Here is a 16,801-nt window from a genome sequence, read left to right on the forward strand (position 1 = left end):
TGTTCGCATCGCACACAGAACCCCAACGCAATGTCACGCAGCCCCCCTGCCTGATCATGCGCACCATATAAACACATCTGATCTCTGACTGACTTCTGCCGCATCAGAAACAACTTCAAATTTACCAACAGGTAAGTTGCACGCGCAGCACCAATCAGACGTTACCGGAAAACGGACTACCACCAGTTTGAGAACTCAGGCCCGGTTGTTATCCGTTGCCTCCCAGCGTCATTCGTCATCACGACCCGAGTCGTGAGTGACATTAGCAACCGGGCAACAGAGCGGCAACAGAACTTGCAGCTTGACGTCACAATCCTGACCAAAGAATCGGATTCGGGCCTGTGGCAAGGCCAGCGCAGGGCCATAAAAAAGGCACCTCGAAAGGTGCCTTTTCCATATCAGTTTTTTGTCAGACAAGAGCGCTGAATTAAGCGGCCAATGCCTTGATCCGCGACGACAGGCGCGACTTTTTGCGCGCGACGGTGTTCTTGTGCAGAACGCCTTTTGCAACGCCGCGATCCAGCTCTGGCTGGGCTGCGCGCAGGGCTTCGTTTGCTTTGACCTGATCGCCCGATGCGATTGCTTCTTCAACCTTGCGCAGGAATGTGCGCAGGCGCGAGCGGCGCGCCTTGTTGACTTCGGTGCGGCGCTCTAGCTGGCGGGCGCGCTTTTTCGACTGTGGTGTATTTGCCATGGGCTGTTGTCTTTCGTGTCCGTTTCAATTTTTTTGCACAACGGACCCGCACTGGTCCGTGTGACCAGTTCCGACTCGTGCCTTAAGCGGGCCCACGCGCATGTGGGGGGCATATACGACAGCGCGCTGCAAAAGGGAATAGCTGATTTACTGGTCGCGGAATTGTGGCTGACGCTTTTCCAGAAACGCAGACATGCCCTCTTTTTGGTCTTTGGTGTTGAACAGCATGTGGAACACGCGGCGTTCATACAAAAGCCCTTCGCGCAATGTCGTCTCATAGCTGCGATTGACCGCTTCTTTGACGACCTTGACGGTGATCTGCGATTTCTCGGCAATCTTGGCCGCAGCGGCCATGGTTTCTTCCATCAGCTTGCCCGCAGGCACCACGCGGCTGACAAGGCCAGAGCGCTCGGCTTCTTCGGCATCCATGAAGCGGCCTGTCAGATGCATGTCCATCGCCTTGGATTTGCCAACAAACCGCGTCAGGCGCTGGGTGCCGCCAATGCCTGCGACCACGCCCAGATTGATCTCTGGCTGACCGAATTTGGCAGTGTCGGCGGCGATGATGAAATCACACATCATCGCCAATTCGCAGCCCCCCCCCAGTGCATAGCCTGCGACAGCGGCAACGATGGGTTTGCGCACACGCAAAAGCGCTTCTGTCTCGGGGCCGAAGAAATCGGCCTGGAACATGTCCACGAAGCCTTTTTCCGACATTTCCTTGATATCCGCGCCCGCAGCAAACGCCTTGTCCGAGCCGGTGATGACGATGCAGCGCACCTTGTCATTCTTGTCGGCCGCAGTCAGCGCATCGGCCAACTCGCTTAACATGGTGCTATTGAGCGCATTCAACGCGTCGGGGCGATTCAGGCGGATCAGTGCGATATGGTTGTCAATATCGACGATCAGCGTTTCATAGGCCATGAGGTGGCACCTTGGTTGTTGAGGTCAGGCACATTGGCATAACAGCTTGTTCACGGGGTTCAAGTCATCTCTGGCAGGACGGGCAGTAGAAACTGGAGCGGCCCGATTGCACGGCACGGCGCACTGTTTGTGGGCACCCCTCTGTCACGCAAGGCGCGCCTTCACGCCCATAAACCCGAAAGGCATGCTGGAAATATCCAAGCTCGCCATTGGCTTGGCGGTAGTCGCGCAGGCTTGATCCGCCTGCGTCAATCGCCTCGATCAAGGTGGCGCGGATGGCGTCGGTCAACAGCGCGATCCGCGCCGCGCCAATACGCCCCGCCGCGCGAAGCGGGCTTATTCCTGCGCGAAACAGCGCTTCGCAGACATAGATATTGCCCAAACCTGCCACGATTCGCTGATCCAGAAGGGCGGTCTTGATCGGGGTTTTGCGCCCGTTCAGGCGCGCCGCCAGATAGTCGGCGTGAAATTCATTGCTCAGCGGTTCGGGGCCAATGCGCGCCAAAAGCGGGTGCAGGTCCAGCGTCGGGGTTGCGCAGATGTCCATCGCGCCAAACCGGCGCGGATCGTTAAAGGTGATGCGCGCGCCGTTTTCCATGTGAAACAGAACGTGGTCGTGTTTCTCGATCGCCGGATGGTCAAAATGAAACTGTCCGGGCACATGCACAGCCTTCAACCCCGAGATGACCATGCGCCCCGACATGCCAAGGTGAATGATCAGGCTTTCGCCCCTGTCCAGATCAGCCAGAATGTATTTGGACCGGCGGCGCAATTGCAGCACCCGCGCGCCAGTCAGACGCGTGGCCATGTCGGGGGGAAAGGGCCAGCGCAAATCGGCACGGCGCAATTCAGCCATCGCAATGCGCTGGCCTTCCATCGCGGGCAGCAAGCCGCGGCGCACGGTTTCAACTTCGGGAAGTTCAGGCATGGCTTTGATCCGCCTTGTCACGGGGTCGCATTGTATCACCCCCCTATAACCCTATAAGGAAGGACAGACCGCCCCCGCAAGGGGGCTGACATGCGGAGTGTGGCAGGCATGACCCAAGACGAAAAGACGACGCATTTCGGATATCAGACCGTTGGCGAAGATCAGAAATCTGGTCTGGTTCAGGGCGTTTTCACGCGTGTGGCCTCGAAATACGATATTATGAATGACCTGATGTCGATGGGCGTCCATCGGATTTGGAAAGACGCCATGATGGATTGGCTGGCCCCGCGCCCCGGCCAACGCCTGCTGGATGTGGCGGGCGGCACGGGTGACGTGGCGTTCCGCTTTCTCAGACGCGCAGGTGCAGGGGCCCATGCCACAGTGCTGGACCTGACCGAAGACATGCTGATCGCCGGACAAAAACGTGCCGAGGCCGAAAATATGGCCCATGCGCTGGATTGGCTGGCGGGCGATGCGATGGCGCTGCCTTTCGCGGATAGCCGCTTCGACGTTTATACAATCAGCTTTGGCATTCGCAATGTCACCCGGATTGAAGACGCGCTTTCCGAAGCCTACCGCGTGTTGCGGCCCGGCGGGCGGTTGATGGTGCTGGAATTCAGCCAGCTTCCGGTCGATGGTCTGCAAAAGCTGTATGATCTGTATTCCTTCAATGTGATTCCCGTGATGGGGCAAGTCGTGGCCAATGACCGCGACAGCTATCAGTATTTGGTCGAATCCATCCGCCGTTTCCCCGATCAGGACCGCTTCGCCGAGATGATCCGCGTGGCCGGCTTCGAGCAGGTGAAATACCGCAATCTGTCGATGGGCATTGCGGCGCTGCATTCTGGCTGGAAGATCTGAGTATGCGGGGACCGTTCAATCTGTGGCGGCTGATCCGCACGGGCGCAACCTTCGAGCGGACAGGTGCCATGCATGTGGTGCTTGAAGCGATGAGCGCGCCGCCGCGTCTGCGGATTGCGGCCCGCATTCTGGGCTGGCCGTTCAAGCTGCTGGGCCTGAAGGGTGACCCTGCTCTGCCGCCCCTGACACGCGCATTGACTGCACTTGGCCCCGCCTACATCAAATTCGGGCAGACATTGGCAACCCGCCCCGATGTGGTCGGTCAGGAACTGGCTGACCAGTTGCGCTACTTACAGGACAAATTGCCCCCATTCCCGCGCGCACAAGCCATCGAGATGATCGAGCAGGAACTGGAAGCGCCAGTGGATCAACTGTTCTCGCATGTCTCGGAACCTGTGGCGGCGGCGTCCATTGCGCAGGTCCATTCGGCGATTCTGACCGAAACCGGTGCCCGTGTGGCGGTCAAGGTTCTGCGCCCCCATGTGGAACGCGCATTTCGCACCGATGTTGATGCGTTCTATTTCGCGGCGGGTGTGATCGAATGGCTTTTGCCCTCGACCCGCCGGTTGCGCCCGCTGGATGTGATCCGGCATTTTGAAAGCGTGGTCGAGGGCGAGCTTGACTTGCGACTGGAAGCGGCTTCGGCAGCTGAATTTGCGTCCAACACGGAACAGGATGCAGGCTTCAGCGTGCCGCGCCCGATCTGGAACCTGTCGTCGCGTCGGGTCATGACCCTTGGCTGGGCCGAAGGCATGGCGATGGGCGACAATGCGGCACTGGATGCTGTCGGCATTGATCGCAACGAGTTGGGCGTCCGTGTTCTGACACTGTTCCTGCGCCATGCGTTGCGCGACGGGTTCTTTCATGGTGACATGCATCAGGGCAACCTGAAGGTCACAACCTCGGGCGAGATTATTGCGCTTGATTTCGGGATCATGGGCCGGATTGATCCGTTCACCCGCCGCGCCTATGCCGAGATTCTGTTCGGCTTTATCCGCAAGGATTATCGGCGCGTAGCCGAAGTGCATTTCGAAGCAGGCTATGTGCCGCCCGACCGCGATATTGACGAATTCGCCCGCGCCCTGCGCTCTGTCGGAGAACCGATTTTCGGCATGGATGCGCGCCATATCTCGATGGCGCGTCTGCTGGCCTATCTGTTTGAAGTAACAGAACGTTTTGGTATGGAAACGCGGACCGAACTGATCTTGCTGCAACGCACGATGGTGGTGGTCGAAGGGGTCGCGCGCTCGTTGAACCCCGAGATCAACATGTGGCACGTGGCCAAGCCGGTGGTCGAGGAATACATCCGCGAAAGCATTGGCCCCAAGGCGCTGGCAGGTGATCTTGTGGCGACCGCCCGCATCCTGACCCGCTTTGGCCCGCATCTGCCGCGCATCGTTGAAGAAGCCCTGATTGCACAGGCACACCCCCCGAAGCGGGACGTCGCGCAGAACCGCGCTGGCCCTGTCGTCTGGTCACTGGTTGGGGCCGGGATTTTGGGCTTGGGCGTGGTGATTGGCGCACTGATCTAGGGGGACAACCAGTCTGGGCCGTCCTGCAAGGCCGTCAATATTGGCCGCAAATGTGCACGCTCCAGCAATACGAGCATTCCGGGCTGGTCGAATTCCAGCGTGATCCGGTCGGCTGCGGCGCGATTCGAGGTGCCGATCTGCGCGTCAGGTGCGAAGCGCAAACCCTCAATCGGCCATTCCAGACCGCTTGACCGGCCTGTGACTTCTGCCATCGGAAACAGTGACACTCGCGCCCCTATCGGCAGCGCAAGCGTCAAATGGGGCGGTGCCAGAAAGCAGATATCTTGCGCGGCCAGCATGACCACGCGTGCGCGCCCGTGCCGCACCAGTGAAGACATCGCTGCAAGCGTATGATCCAGCCGCGCCCCGTCAAACCCCAGCGCAATCACGAAGGGTGCGTTCAGGGCGTGCAGGGATTTGTCGAAATCCGTGCTGTCTTGCTCTGGGATATGAATGATCTGGTCGCGCAGCCGCGACATCAGCGCTGGGTCCAGCGAATCCATATCCCCGATCACATGTTGCGGCATATGTGCCTGCGCCATCAGCGCATTCGCCCCGCCATCGGCGGCAACCAGCATCGGGGCCAGACCAAGTGCCAGATTCAGGTCAGCGTGTGTGAAAACACCACCACCGACAAGCGTCACCCCACAGATTGAGTCGACAGACATCTTCATTCCAATAATATTAGTCTTTATTCCGAATCGGACTTTTCTTAGCCACATTCAGATCATCAAATGACCAAAGTCTGAACATCTAAACGCTCAGGTCTTACGCAAATCTGCGACCGTACAGATAACGAAAGTGAGCATGTTATGGTTGGCCCTAACAAGATTTTAACAGTGTCCTACGGGACATTCTCCTGCACTCTAGAGGGGTTTGATGAACCTTTCGGGACAATGCAGGGCATAGCTGAATATTTCCGTGATCTGGCGGCACAGGATAGGTATTTCGGCGCTGAACCGCCCACGCCAGATGCTGAAATGCTGCATCGAATCGCCGAACGCGAGATTCAGCGGCGGGTCGAGTCACATGTGCAGGAAAACGGTTTGGTGCTGCGCCCGCAAGCCGACCCTTCTCAGGCGACAGGGCAGCTTTCACTGGCCGCGAATGCGCAAACATCTGCTCCAAAGGCCGCGCAAGACCCAACGCCAGCGCCCGCACCAGCCGAGGCGGCGCCGGTGAGCGAAGACGCGGTCAAGGACGTGGTGACGCAGTCGTCAGATGTTATGGACGCCCCACAAGATACAGCAGCACCTGCCGCGCAAGATACACCTGAAGCGGGGCAGATGCCCGATACAGACGACACGCCAGATCTGGCATCGGTTGACGTACCTGAGGTCGAGCCTCAGATCGAAGCCGAAGCCGAAGCCGAAGCCGAAGCCGAAGCCGAAGCCGAAGCCGAAGCCGAAGCCGAAGCCGAAGCCGAAGCCGAAGCCGAAGTTGAAGCGCCGCGTCCAGCCTTGTCGCAACCTGTCACGCAGCCGTTGCCCAAGGCCGTTGCGGACGCAACTGCATCCACCACGATGAGCGAGAAACTGGCCCGCATTCGTGCACGCATTGCACATGCCGCCGGTGCGAATGCAAATATTGCCGCCGCGCCAAAAACACCCGTGATGGAAAACGACATCGAAGATGCGGAACTCTCCGAGTCCCATGATGCTGTGTCAGAAACCGACACGCGGACTGTGTCCGACGATGTAGCGGCCCCAGTATCTGGCGATTGGGTCGAGATGACCGCACCAGCGCAAGAGAATGATCACAACGCGGCTGAGGAAGTTGAGCAAGACATGGAAAATGCGTCCGTCCTGTCGGCGCATTTTGACCGTGACGATACTGATTTTGACGATGATTTTGATGATCTGGACGATGATTTTGACTCCGATCTGGAAGACAGCTATGCGGCAGCCGCGTCCCTCAAGGCTGATGCGAAAAGCGTTGATGCCGAAGTGCCGGCTGCTGCTGCGCAACTTTCTGACGCTGACTTGCGAGATCAGATTCGTAAAGTCATCGGCGAAACAGGCCTGAGCGAGAATGATGAAGCCGATCTTATTTCGGAACTTGCTCAGATCGAAAGCCGAGCTGCGCCGGGGCGTGGTGTGAATGCGCGCGCGCAATTTGATGCGATGATTGGTGATACGGATGAAACGGCAGCGCGGCTTCTGGAAACCGCGCGCTCGGAACTGGGGCAGGTGGAGTCACAGCGCCGCCGCGAGACATTCGAGCATATGCGTGCCGCCGTTGATGTCACGCGCGCCGAAGAGGAGGCAACTGGCCCCCGGCGTCCCGACATCGTGCAGGCCCGCGAGATCGAGCGCTACCGCGAAGATCTTTCCGCCCCCGAGCCGTTGCGTTCTGCAACACCTCGGAACCCCGACACTGCTGGCAGTGCCGATGTGGCGCGCGAAGAGGTATCACGCAGCGCGCGGCCAGAGCAGGCAGATCAAGCCCCTGCCAGACCGGAGCGGCCTGATCTGTCCGAAGAAACCGCTCTGGCACAAACCCTTCAGCCCGTTCCTCGGCGCCCTGCACGTGTTGAAGCGTCCAGACGGGCTCGGCCGGAGCCTGAGCGCGCGCCACTTGTTCTGGTGTCGGAACAGCGCGTCGACAGCCCGCGCCCCGCAACCCCGGTGCGCCCGCGGCGTGTTGCCAGTGCCGCAGGTTCAGCCATTGATCTGGAAGGGTTGAAGAAATCTTCGCCTTTGTCGATGGATGATCGCGCGGCCTTTAAGGAGTTCGCAGAGGCGGTTGACGCATGGTTGCTGGACGAACAGATCGAGGCGGCGGCAGCATTCAAGACGCATCTGAAAGGCCAGCAAGAGTTCACGCGCGTGGAATTGATGAGCTATGTCCTTGCCTACAACGAAGGGCGCGACGTGACGCGCGATGACATGCTGCGCGGATTTGGTACCTTGTTGCGCGAAGGCCGCTTGCAGCGTGGCGAAGGCGGCGCATTCAGCTTGTCTTCGGCATCCGAGTTTGACCAGCCCGCACGGAAATACGCGGCTGGCTGAAACAAGCACGATCACCCTATTCTAATCGGCAAATAACGCACAAGGCCCCGACAACAGTCGGGGCCTTGTGGTTTGGTGGCGGTGGTCATCACGCAGATGTCAGATATGAAAACAGGGGCCGAAACCGGCCCCTGTTTTCTATTTGTGTAAGATTGTGTCTCAGGTAAGCGTGCGCTCGATTTCCTCGCGCTCGAATATCTCGATGACATCCTTGGGGCGCACATCTTCGTAATTCTCGAAGGCCATGCCGCATTCCTGACCTGATTGCACTTCCTTAACCTCGTCCTTGAAGCGCTTGAGGGTCTTGAGCGTGCCTTCGTGGATAACCACGTTGTCGCGCAGCAGGCGGACGCCCGCAGACCGACGCGCCACACCTTCGGTGACCAGACAGCCAGCAACCTTGCCAACATTCGATACTTTGAAGACTTCGCGGATTTCAGCGTAGCCGATAAAGGTTTCGCGCACTTCAGCCGACAGTAGCCCAGAGGCCGCCGCTTTGATATCGTCAACCAGATCATAAATGATCGAGTAATAGCGCAGCTCGACCCCTTTCTGGTTGGCTGAACTGCGGGCCGACGAGTTTGCGCGGACATTGAAGCCGATAATCGGCGCGCCTGATGCCTCGGCAAGGCCGACATCTGTGTCGGTGATTGCGCCCACACCATAATGCAGAACCCGCACGCGCACTTCGTCGTTGCCGATCTTTTCGAGCGCCTGAACAATGGCTTCGGCAGACCCCTGAACATCGGCTTTCACCAGAACAGGCAGTTCTGCGACATCCTGATCGGCCTTGGCCTTGGCCATAAGCTGTTCCAGTGTTGTCGCAGCGCCTGCGGCGGCACGTTTGTCCTTGGCGGCTGCTTTGCGGTACTCCGCAATCTCGCGGGCCTGACCCTCGGTTTCGACCACGTTCAGCACGTCGCCTGCCTCGGGTGTGCCGTTCAGGCCCAAAACCTCGACCGGGACAGAGGGGCCAGCTTCTTTGATCCGCTCGCTCTTGTCGTTAATCAGCGCACGGACCTTGCCCCATTGTTCGCCGACGACAAAGATATCGCCCTGACGCAATGTGCCGTTCTGTACCAGAACCGTTGCCACCGGACCGCGCCCGACATCAAGTTGCGCTTCGATCACTGCACCCATTGCAGCGCGATCTGGGTTGGCATGAAGTTCTAGGATTTCAGCCTGAAGGGCGATTGCCTCCAGCAATGTGTCCAGCCCTTCACCCGTTATGGCCGAAACCTCTACATCCTGAACATCGCCGGACATCGCCTCGACCACAACTTCATGTTGCAGCAATTCGGTCCGCACCTTGTTCGGCTCGGCAGAGGGTTTGTCGCATTTGTTGATCGCAACGATCATAGGCACTTTGGCGGCCTTGGCGTGATTGATCGCCTCGATCGTCTGCGGCATGACCGAGTCGTCGGCGGCAACAACCAGCACGACAATATCGGTGACATTGGCACCGCGCGACCGCATGCTGGTAAAGGCCGCGTGACCCGGCGTGTCGAGGAAAGACAGGATCGCGCCGCTCTCGGTTTTGACCTGATAGGCCCCGATATGCTGCGTGATACCGCCCGCTTCGCCTGAAACCACACTGGTTTTGCGGATCGCGTCCAGAAGCGAGGTCTTGCCGTGGTCGACATGGCCCATGATCGTGATGATCGGCGGACGCGGATGCAGATTTTCAGGGATGTCATCTGTTTGGGTGATGACCTGCTCGACGTCAGCATCCGAAACGCGTACGACTTTGTGGCCAAATTCCTCGATTACCAATTCAGCGGTGTCTGCATCGATGGTCTGGTTCATGGTGGCCATGACGCCCATTTTCATCAATGATTTGACCACATCGGCGGCACGTTCTGCCATGCGGTTTGCCAATTCCTGCACCACGATGGTTTCAGGCAGTTGCACATCGCGCACGACTTTTTCACGCGATTGGGTCTGGCCCATTGCTTTCTGGCGCGCGCGTTCCTGCTTGCGCTTCATCGCGGCCATAGACCGTTGGCGGCCACCATCGCCGGATAGCGCGTCTTTGAGGGTCAGCTTGCCTGCGCGGCGACCGCCAGCATCATCACGCGGTTTCGCACGTGTTGCGCGGTCGTCTTCGCTACGCTTGACCGTTTTGCGGGCATCTTGCGGCGCTCCGGCTGGGCGTGCGCGCTCGGACAAAGGTGCCGCTGTGGCGGTGGGCGCGGCTGGCACCTCGTCTTCCTGTGCCTTGCGCGCAGTTTTTTCTGCCTTGGCATCCGCCGCAACTTTTGCGCGGGCCTCTTCTTGTTCTTTGGCGCGCAGGGCTTCTTCACGCTCGCGCTCTTCGCGCTCGCGTGCTTCTGCCTCGTCGCGGCGACGCTGACGATCTTCTTCGCGGGCACGCTCTTCAGCGTCGCGAATGGCGGCGTCCTTCGTCTCGCGCGCCTTGGCGGCGGCAAGCGCTTTCAGACGACGCTCCATTTCGACGTCGCTAATCCCGGCGGGGCGGCGCGAGGGGTCAGATTGCGTCGGAACCTTGTTTTGGGTTCCAGATGCCTGCTGAGTGCCCGGCTTCGGGACCACCACGCGTTTACGTTTTTTCTCGACCACCACAGATTTGGTGCGCCCATGACTGAAGCTTTGCTTCACATGGCCGCCTTTGCCGCCTAGTCCGAGTGTTTTCTTTCCGTCTGTATCGCTCATGCGTCCGTCTTATCCTCTCCGGCGGCGTATCCGCCGATACCTGTGCGCAAACCTTTCAGTCTTGCCGCTTCCTGTACAACAGCTTGACTGAGTCCACCAGCACGAAGCGAGGCATGTATCACATGTTCCCGCCCAAATGCCAAACCTAATTCCTGCGCGCTTAGCCAGCCGATATAGCTGTCAGGGCCATCCGGTGGGCGCAGTTTCGTTTTTCCGCGTGTCGAGCCGTCATGTGCCTGTATCAGAATGGCCATTTCACCCTTTAGGGCAAGATCACGACATTTTTCATACCCGCCCAGTGCCAACCCGCTTTTGCGCGCCAGCGAAATCAGATCAATCACGCGGCGCAATAACAACGCCTCGACCATGTCCGCCAAGTTCTCGGGGACGGATACGGCCTGACGCGCGGCGCGGGCAAAGGCTTTCTTTTTCTCTGCCTGCTCCAGTGACGCGCGATCCGAGCTGACCCAGATCCCGCGCCCCGGCAATTTAGCTGCCAGATCCGGCACAATCTGCGCATCTGGCCCGACAACAAAGCGGATCAGCGCGCGTGTATCCCCGGATTCCCCGGACACGATACAGCGCCGCTCTGGCCCGTCCTTGGTGTCGTTCTTGCCTCCGCGCGTCATGTGCGCCTCCGCGCCGCTCAGTGCGGTTCACCCTCAAGGGCGTCTTCTTCCGATATTGCGTCCTCGGCTTCGTCCTCTGCGTCTGGTTCCAGCTCGCTCGGGTCGACCCAGCCCAGCATGACACGTGCGGTCATGACCAGATGCTGCGCCTCTTCAAGGCTCATGTCGAAGCTTTCCAACAGCCCCTCATCCTTGACGCGCGCACCGTCCACTGTGGTCCAGCCGCCCGCAAGTTCCCAGTCGGCGCAGGTGGCGAAGTCTTCCAGCGTCTTGATGCCGTCTTTCGCCAAGGCTTCGACCATTTGTGGCGTCAGCCCCTCAAACTCGATCAGGCTGTCTTCGACGCCGAGGGCGCGTGCGCTCTCCAGTGCCGCTGCGGCGACCGCTTCCAGCCGTTCGCGCGCACGGGTTTGCAGTTCCAGTGCGGTTTCTTCATCGAACCCGTCGATCGTCAGCAATTCTTCCAGATCGACATAGGCCACTTCTTCAAGCGAGGTGAACTCTTCCGCGACCAGAAGTTGTGCCATCATCTCGTCGATGTCCAACTCGTCGATGAACAGCTTGGTGCGCAGGGCAAATTCGGCCTGACGGCGTGCCGATTCTTCGGATTCGGTCAGAATGTCGATGTCCAGACCTGTCAATTGGCTGGCCAGACGGACGTTTTGCCCGCGCCGGCCAATCGCCAGCGACAGTTGCTCATCAGGCACGACAACTTCGATCTTGCCTGCCTCTTCGTCGATCACAACCTTGCTGACTTCGGCAGGTTGCAGCGCGTTGACAAGGAATGTCGCCTGATCTTCGGTCCACGGGATGATGTCGATTTTCTCGCCCTGAAGTTCGTTGACCACAGCCTGAACCCGGCTGCCGCGCATACCGACGCAAGCGCCGACCGGGTCGATGCCCGAATCGTAGGAAATCACACCGATCTTGGCGCGTGAGCCAGGGTCGCGGGCAACGGCCTTGATCTCGATGATGCCATCATAGATTTCAGGCACTTCCATCTTGAACAACTCGGCCATAAATTCCGGCGCTGTGCGCGACAGGAAAATCTGCGGCCCGCGTGCTTCGCGGCGTACATCCTTGACATAGCAACGGATGCGGTCGCCATTGCGGTAGCTTTCGCGCCCGATCTTCTCATTGCGGCGCAGCACAGCTTCGCCACGGCCAACATCAACGATGATATTGCCATATTCCTCGCGCTTGACCACACCATTCAGGATGGTGCCTGCGCGATCTTTGAATTCTTCGTACTGGCGGTCGCGCTCTGCTTCGCGGACGCGTTGCAGGATCACCTGTTTGGCGGATTGCGCTGCAATCCGGCCCAGTTCGACGGGCGGCACGCGGTCGATAATCTCATCACCCAGTTTCGGGTCGTCCAGATAGGGCTTGGCCTGCTCGACAGTCAGTTGTGCGTGGTAGTTTTCCAGCTCTTCTTCGTCGACAACTGTGCGCACGCGGGTAAATGCGGCGACACCTGTTTTGCGGTCGATGTTGACGCGGATGTCCATATCGGCCCCGTAGCGTGACTTGGCCGCGCGTGCGAGACTGTCTTCCATCGCCTGAATGACCAGCTCGGGGTCAATCATTTTCTCGCGGGCGACGGCCTCGGCGGTTTGCAGCAGTTCAAGCTGGTTGGCAGAGGTGATTGCCATGTGTCAGTCCTCCTGGTGGGGCGCATCCTGTGCGTCCGCTTCGTTGTCGTCTTCAATCTCGTCAAACTGGCTTTCGTCAAACGCACCGCTTTCCTTGCGGGCGCGCAGCATTTCGGCGATCAGCTCGTCGGTCAGAATCAGTTTCGCTTCTGACAGCCACTCGAATTGCAGTCCAATCGTGATTGGCTCGCCATTCTCTTCGATCTCGATCAGGACTTCATCGCCCTCGACCCCTGCCAGCATCCCGCGAAAACGGCGGCGCCCGTCAATCAGCTCTGTCGTTTCCAGCCGCGCCTCATACCCGTTCCATGCGGCAAAGTCCTTCAGCCGCGTAAGGGGCCGGTCAATGCCGGGGCTGGACACTTCGAGAGTATACGCGTCATCAAGCGGGTCTTCAACATCCAGCGCAGCCGAAACGGCTGTGGAAATCGCGGCGCAATCGGCAACCTCGATCCCGCCATCGGGGCGGTCTGCCATAATCTGCAAGGTGCGTGTCTTGCCGGCCATCAGCCGCAAACGCACCAATTCAAACCCCAGCGCTTCGATCACCGGGGTGACGATTGTGGCGAGGCGCTGATCTAACGATGTCTTGGCGATAAGATCGCTCATTGTTGCCCCTTTCTCGGGCCAAACACAAAAAAACGGGCGCGCGGCCCGTTACGAATTCCGGTGGAGCCTGAGTAACAAGCGCCGCTATTAATCAGCGATATAGGCAAGTCCTAGACGGAATGCAAGCGTGCTGTTTTCTACAGTTTCAGCCGGTGCCCTTCGTGGCGCAAATGGTTCATCACCCGCAGCAGTTCCGCGCTGATGCCCGGCTCTGACAGAGCGTGTCCTGCAACCGGAACCATCTCCAGACGCGAGCGCCCCCATGCGGAATGCAGCGCCCACGCAGTGTGCGGCGGGCAGATCATATCATAACGGCCCTGAACGATGGTGCCGGGCACGTCTTGTATGCGGTGCAGCCCCCGCATGAGCGCGCCATCTTCGCCAAGAAAGCAGCCATTGGCAAAATAGTGGTTCTCCAGCCGGGCAAAGGCGCGGGCATAATCGCTGGGCGCGTCGCCTACACCTAAGCCCCGCGTCTCGATCGAGGCCAGTGCATTTTCCCAGCGGGTCCAACTGCGGGCGAATCGGTTTTCTTCATGGATATTTCCGCTGAACAGCCGTCTGGAATAGGCGGCAATCAGATCGCCATGTTCATCTTCGGGCACGGGCCGGATGAACTGCGCCCAGATTTCAGGAAAGAACCGCGCAGCACCGCCCCCGTAAAACCAGTCGAGTTCGGACTGTGTGCCCAGAAACACACCCCGCAGCACCAGATAAGCTGCGCGATCCGGATGCGCCTGCGCATAGGCCAATGCAAGCGTCGCGCCCCAACTGCCGCCAAACACCATCCAGCGTGCGATGCCCAAGGTTTCACGAATCAGTTCGATATCGGCGATCAGATGCTGTGTTGTATTGGCCGTCACTGTTGCCGCGGGTTTCGAGCGCCCGCACCCCCGCTGGTCAAACAGGATAACGCGATATGTGGCCGGGTCGAAAAAACGCCGCATTGTCGGGCTGCACCCGCCGCCGGGGCCGCCGTGCAAAACAACGACGGGAATGCCATTGGGGTGCCCAGACTGTTCGACATAGACGCGGTGCCCGTCCCCTACGTCCAGAAGACGCTGGTCGAACGGGTCGCAAATCGGATAAAGCGCCGATGCTGTGGTGTCATGTCCTGCAGACTTGTCCATATGAAACACTATATAGTGAGAAACGCGGGCCTGCCATGGGCATGTCGCGAAAAAGCCGGAGGAAGCATGAGCGTGTCAACAATCGACCCCAGTGAAATTGCCAAATTCGAGGCGATGGCCGCCGAGTGGTGGGACCCGCATGGCAAGTTCAAGCCCCTGCATATGCTGAACCCGTGTCGCCTTGATTACATCACTGGCCAGATCGCAGCGGAGTTTGACCGCGATCTGGCAGGGCCGTCGCCTTTTGCGGGCCTGCGCGTGCTGGATATCGGCTGCGGCGGCGGGTTGTTGTCAGAGCCGATGGCGCGGCTGGGCGCGGATGTGGTCGGCGCAGATGCGGCAGAGCGCAATATTCCCGTCGCCCGCCTGCATGCCGAGCAAGAGGGGCTGGAGATTGACTACCGGCACACGACCGCCGAAGACATGGCCGCAGCAGGCGAGCAATTTGATGTGGTGTTGAATATGGAAGTGGTCGAGCATGTCGCCGATCTTTTGGCCTATCTGACCGCCTGTCAGCGTTTGCTGAAACCGGGCGGGCTGATGATCTGCTCGACCCTGAACCGCAATCCGAAAAGCTACGTCATGGCTATAATCGGGGCGGAATATGTCATGCGCTGGTTGCCAAAGGGCACACATGACTGGTCGAAATTCATCACGCCGGATGAGCTGTACGGTTTGCTGCGCAACGCGGGGCTGGAGCCAGTGGACCGTAAGGGGTTTGTCTTTAACAAGCTGACATGGGGTTGGTCCCTGTCGGAGCGGGATATGTCGGTGAATTACGTTACCGCTTCGGTCAAGCGGTCACAGTGGTGATTTGAGTATTTTTAGCAAGAAAATGGGTCTTATACCAAGTCTCGCGAAATCTGACTCTTCTGAGGGTTTTGGGATTCCCAAATCTATGAAGATCTGACTCAATGGCGTCAGATTTTCTGGGGAGGGCCTCTCTATGGGCGCAGCGCTCGCGTTACGGACAGACTACGACGGCATGAAGTTGAGAGAACTTGCGCGAAAGACAAAGGATGCCAACCAAGCCCGCAGGCTTTTGGCGCTGGCGGAGATCTATGATGGCGGTCGGCGCAGCGATGCTGCTCGGATTGGTGGTGTTGGCCTACAAATTGTCCGTGACTGGGTGGAGCGGTTTAATGCCCGCGGGCCTGACGGCTTGATCAACGGCAAAGCTCCTGGTCAGCAGTCTAAGCTTAACGATGAGCAGCGCAGGGCGCTTGCTGCAATTGTTGAGAGCGGTCCGACCTTATCGGTCCATGGGGTCGTCCGCTGGCGCCTGAGTGATCTGAGGAAATGGATTGCAGACACATTTGGGATTTCACTTCACGAGACGTCGATAAGCCGGGAACTCAGGGCGCTTGGTTATGTCAAACTCACAGCACGCCCGCGCCATCACGCGCAAGATACAGCCGCACTGGAGGACTTTAAAAAAAAGGGTTTGCAGCCGCAGTAGCAAAGCTCCGCGCACGGCTCCTGCAAGGCACTGTGATCGAAGTCTGGTTCCAAGATGAAGCGCGTGTCGGCCAGAAAAACAAGATCACGCGCCGATGGGCGAAGCGCGGTACGCGACCTTCCGCCCCACATGATCAGCGCACGAGTTCAAGCTACATCTTTGGAGCGATTTGCCCAGCCCTCGGGAAAGCTGCAGGTCTTGTGCTGCCAGCGTGCAATACCGAAGCGATGGCCCTGCATCTTGCTGAAATCTCCCAAACTGTCGCACCCAAAGCACATGGGGCTGTGCTCGTGGATCAAGCCGCATGGCACATGACTGACAAGCTGGTCATTCCGGACAACATCACCATCATCCCGATCCCCGCAAAATGCCCAGAACTCAATCCAGTCGAAAACATCTGGCAATTCATGCGAGACAACTGGCTATCAAACCTCATCTTCGAAACCTATGAAGACATCGTAGATCATTGCTGCAAGGCTTGGAACAAATTGGTCAGCATGCCCGACACAATCACCTCCATTGGAACCCGCGACTGGGCTCAAGAGTTCTGATCAATGCTGATTGGTATTAGCTGTAGGCAATGACCAGAAGTATACTGCCAAGAATAAGGCGGTAGATCACATAAGGCGTGAAGCTGACCGAGCGCAGCAGCTTCATCATAAACACAAGCGCGGCCCAAGCGGCGAAAAAGGAAATGAA

The 16,801-nt window shown here is 58.7% G+C and carries 14 protein-coding genes and 1 pseudogene; 5 read left to right on the top strand and 10 right to left on the bottom strand.

Annotated elements, in window-relative coordinates; genetic code table 11:
* Positions 1 to 427 precede the first annotated feature (427 nt).
* The 3 genes from rpsT to mutM all read right to left on the bottom strand — a co-directional run bounded on the left by rpsT (position 428) and on the right by mutM (position 2,546).
* On the bottom strand, positions 428 to 694 hold the full coding sequence (gene rpsT / locus BD293_RS17890) for a 30S ribosomal protein S20 (protein WP_142084130.1): 267 nt from the start codon (positions 692 to 694) through the stop codon (positions 428 to 430).
* A gap of 147 nt (positions 695 to 841) precedes the next feature.
* Complete coding sequence (locus BD293_RS17895) at positions 842 to 1,618, bottom strand: enoyl-CoA hydratase (protein WP_142084132.1); 777 nt, start codon at positions 1,616 to 1,618, stop codon at positions 842 to 844.
* Between the two features lie 64 nt (positions 1,619 to 1,682).
* Positions 1,683 to 2,546 (bottom strand): bifunctional DNA-formamidopyrimidine glycosylase/DNA-(apurinic or apyrimidinic site) lyase, encoded by an 864-nt coding sequence (gene mutM / locus BD293_RS17900; protein ID WP_142084133.1) that lies wholly within the window; start codon positions 2,544 to 2,546, stop codon positions 1,683 to 1,685.
* 90 nt (positions 2,547 to 2,636) lie between these two features.
* Between mutM and ubiE the strand changes: the two genes are divergently transcribed.
* Complete coding sequence (gene ubiE / locus BD293_RS17905; protein WP_425467938.1) at positions 2,637 to 3,407, top strand: bifunctional demethylmenaquinone methyltransferase/2-methoxy-6-polyprenyl-1,4-benzoquinol methylase UbiE; 771 nt, start codon at positions 2,637 to 2,639, stop codon at positions 3,405 to 3,407.
* A 2-nt stretch (positions 3,408 to 3,409) separates the two neighbouring features.
* The gene (ubiB, locus tag BD293_RS17910; RefSeq protein WP_142084134.1) at positions 3,410 to 4,939 is read left to right on the top strand and encodes a 2-polyprenylphenol 6-hydroxylase; all 1,530 of its coding nucleotides are present in this window, start codon (positions 3,410 to 3,412) and stop codon (positions 4,937 to 4,939) included.
* On the opposite strand, the gene BD293_RS17915 is transcribed toward ubiB, so the two are convergent.
* Positions 4,936 to 5,607, bottom strand: coding sequence for a thiamine diphosphokinase (locus tag BD293_RS17915; RefSeq protein WP_142084135.1), 672 nt, complete (start codon positions 5,605 to 5,607; stop codon positions 4,936 to 4,938). The genes ubiB and BD293_RS17915 overlap by 4 nt on opposite strands.
* Before the next feature lie 171 nt (positions 5,608 to 5,778).
* On the opposite strand from BD293_RS17915, the gene BD293_RS17925 reads away from it, so the two are divergent.
* On the top strand, positions 5,779 to 7,950 hold the full coding sequence (locus tag BD293_RS17925) for a hypothetical protein (protein ID WP_170207184.1): 2,172 nt from the start codon (positions 5,779 to 5,781) through the stop codon (positions 7,948 to 7,950).
* A 159-nt stretch (positions 7,951 to 8,109) separates the two neighbouring features.
* Here the strand turns inward: BD293_RS17925 and infB are convergent, their stop codons facing one another.
* The 5 genes from infB to pip all read right to left on the bottom strand — a co-directional run bounded on the left by infB (position 8,110) and on the right by pip (position 14,643).
* Positions 8,110 to 10,623, bottom strand: a complete 2,514-nt coding sequence (gene infB / locus BD293_RS17930; RefSeq protein ID WP_142084152.1) for a translation initiation factor IF-2 — start codon at positions 10,621 to 10,623, stop codon at positions 8,110 to 8,112.
* Positions 10,620 to 11,252, bottom strand: a complete 633-nt coding sequence (locus tag BD293_RS17935) for an RNA-binding protein (RefSeq protein WP_142084154.1) — start codon at positions 11,250 to 11,252, stop codon at positions 10,620 to 10,622. The genes infB and BD293_RS17935 overlap by 4 nt, the downstream gene beginning before the upstream one ends.
* 17 nt (positions 11,253 to 11,269) lie before the next feature.
* Positions 11,270 to 12,904 carry a transcription termination factor NusA gene (gene nusA / locus BD293_RS17940; protein ID WP_142084156.1) on the bottom strand — a complete coding sequence of 545 codons (1,635 nt, stop codon included), beginning with the start codon at positions 12,902 to 12,904 and terminating at the stop codon, positions 11,270 to 11,272.
* 3 nt (positions 12,905 to 12,907) lie between these two features.
* The gene (rimP, locus tag BD293_RS17945; protein ID WP_142084158.1) at positions 12,908 to 13,513 is read right to left on the bottom strand and encodes a ribosome maturation factor RimP; all 606 of its coding nucleotides are present in this window, start codon (positions 13,511 to 13,513) and stop codon (positions 12,908 to 12,910) included.
* 137 nt (positions 13,514 to 13,650) lie between these two features.
* Complete coding sequence (pip, locus tag BD293_RS17950; RefSeq protein ID WP_142084160.1) at positions 13,651 to 14,643, bottom strand: prolyl aminopeptidase; 993 nt, start codon at positions 14,641 to 14,643, stop codon at positions 13,651 to 13,653.
* A gap of 66 nt (positions 14,644 to 14,709) precedes the next feature.
* Between pip and ubiG the strand changes: the two genes are divergently transcribed.
* Together ubiG and BD293_RS17960 are read left to right on the top strand one after the other, a co-directional pair.
* Positions 14,710 to 15,456: a bifunctional 2-polyprenyl-6-hydroxyphenol methylase/3-demethylubiquinol 3-O-methyltransferase UbiG gene (ubiG, locus tag BD293_RS17955; RefSeq protein WP_142084162.1), complete on the top strand. Its 747-nt coding sequence runs from the start codon at positions 14,710 to 14,712 to the stop codon at positions 15,454 to 15,456.
* Positions 15,457 to 15,589: 133 nt separating this feature from the next.
* A protein-coding gene (locus BD293_RS17960) for an IS630 family transposase (protein WP_142079576.1) occupies positions 15,590 to 16,653 on the top strand; the annotation gives its coding sequence in 2 pieces (ribosomal slippage) (positions 15,590 to 16,075 and positions 16,078 to 16,653; 1,062 coding nt in all).
* A gap of 16 nt (positions 16,654 to 16,669) precedes the next feature.
* Here BD293_RS17960 and BD293_RS23165 read toward each other — a convergent pair.
* Positions 16,670 to 16,801 (bottom strand): annotated as a pseudogene (locus tag BD293_RS23165) (undecaprenyl-diphosphate phosphatase); the annotation flags it as partial.

Source organism: Roseinatronobacter monicus, from assembly GCF_006716865.1.
In the GTDB taxonomy this organism is placed as follows: domain Bacteria; phylum Pseudomonadota; class Alphaproteobacteria; order Rhodobacterales; family Rhodobacteraceae; genus Roseinatronobacter; species Roseinatronobacter monicus.

Excerpts from the sequence above, each read along its gene's own strand:
- rpsT (WP_142084130.1), bottom strand. The coding sequence starts at position 694 with ATGGCAAATACACCACAGTCGAAAAAGCGCGCCCGCCAGCTAGAGCGC.
- BD293_RS17895 (WP_142084132.1), bottom strand. The coding sequence starts at position 1,618 with ATGGCCTATGAAACGCTGATCGTCGATATTGACAACCATATCGCACTG.
- mutM (WP_142084133.1), bottom strand. The coding sequence starts at position 2,546 with ATGCCTGAACTTCCCGAAGTTGAAACCGTGCGCCGCGGCTTGCTGCCC.
- ubiE (WP_425467938.1), top strand. The coding sequence starts at position 2,637 with ATGCGGAGTGTGGCAGGCATGACCCAAGACGAAAAGACGACGCATTTC.
- ubiB (WP_142084134.1), top strand. The coding sequence starts at position 3,410 with ATGCGGGGACCGTTCAATCTGTGGCGGCTGATCCGCACGGGCGCAACC.
- BD293_RS17915 (WP_142084135.1), bottom strand. The coding sequence starts at position 5,607 with ATGTCTGTCGACTCAATCTGTGGGGTGACGCTTGTCGGTGGTGGTGTT.
- infB (WP_142084152.1), bottom strand. The coding sequence starts at position 10,623 with ATGAGCGATACAGACGGAAAGAAAACACTCGGACTAGGCGGCAAAGGC.
- BD293_RS17935 (WP_142084154.1), bottom strand. The coding sequence starts at position 11,252 with ATGACGCGCGGAGGCAAGAACGACACCAAGGACGGGCCAGAGCGGCGC.
- nusA (WP_142084156.1), bottom strand. The coding sequence starts at position 12,904 with ATGGCAATCACCTCTGCCAACCAGCTTGAACTGCTGCAAACCGCCGAG.
- rimP (WP_142084158.1), bottom strand. The coding sequence starts at position 13,513 with ATGAGCGATCTTATCGCCAAGACATCGTTAGATCAGCGCCTCGCCACA.
- pip (WP_142084160.1), bottom strand. The coding sequence starts at position 14,643 with ATGGACAAGTCTGCAGGACATGACACCACAGCATCGGCGCTTTATCCG.
- ubiG (WP_142084162.1), top strand. The coding sequence starts at position 14,710 with ATGAGCGTGTCAACAATCGACCCCAGTGAAATTGCCAAATTCGAGGCG.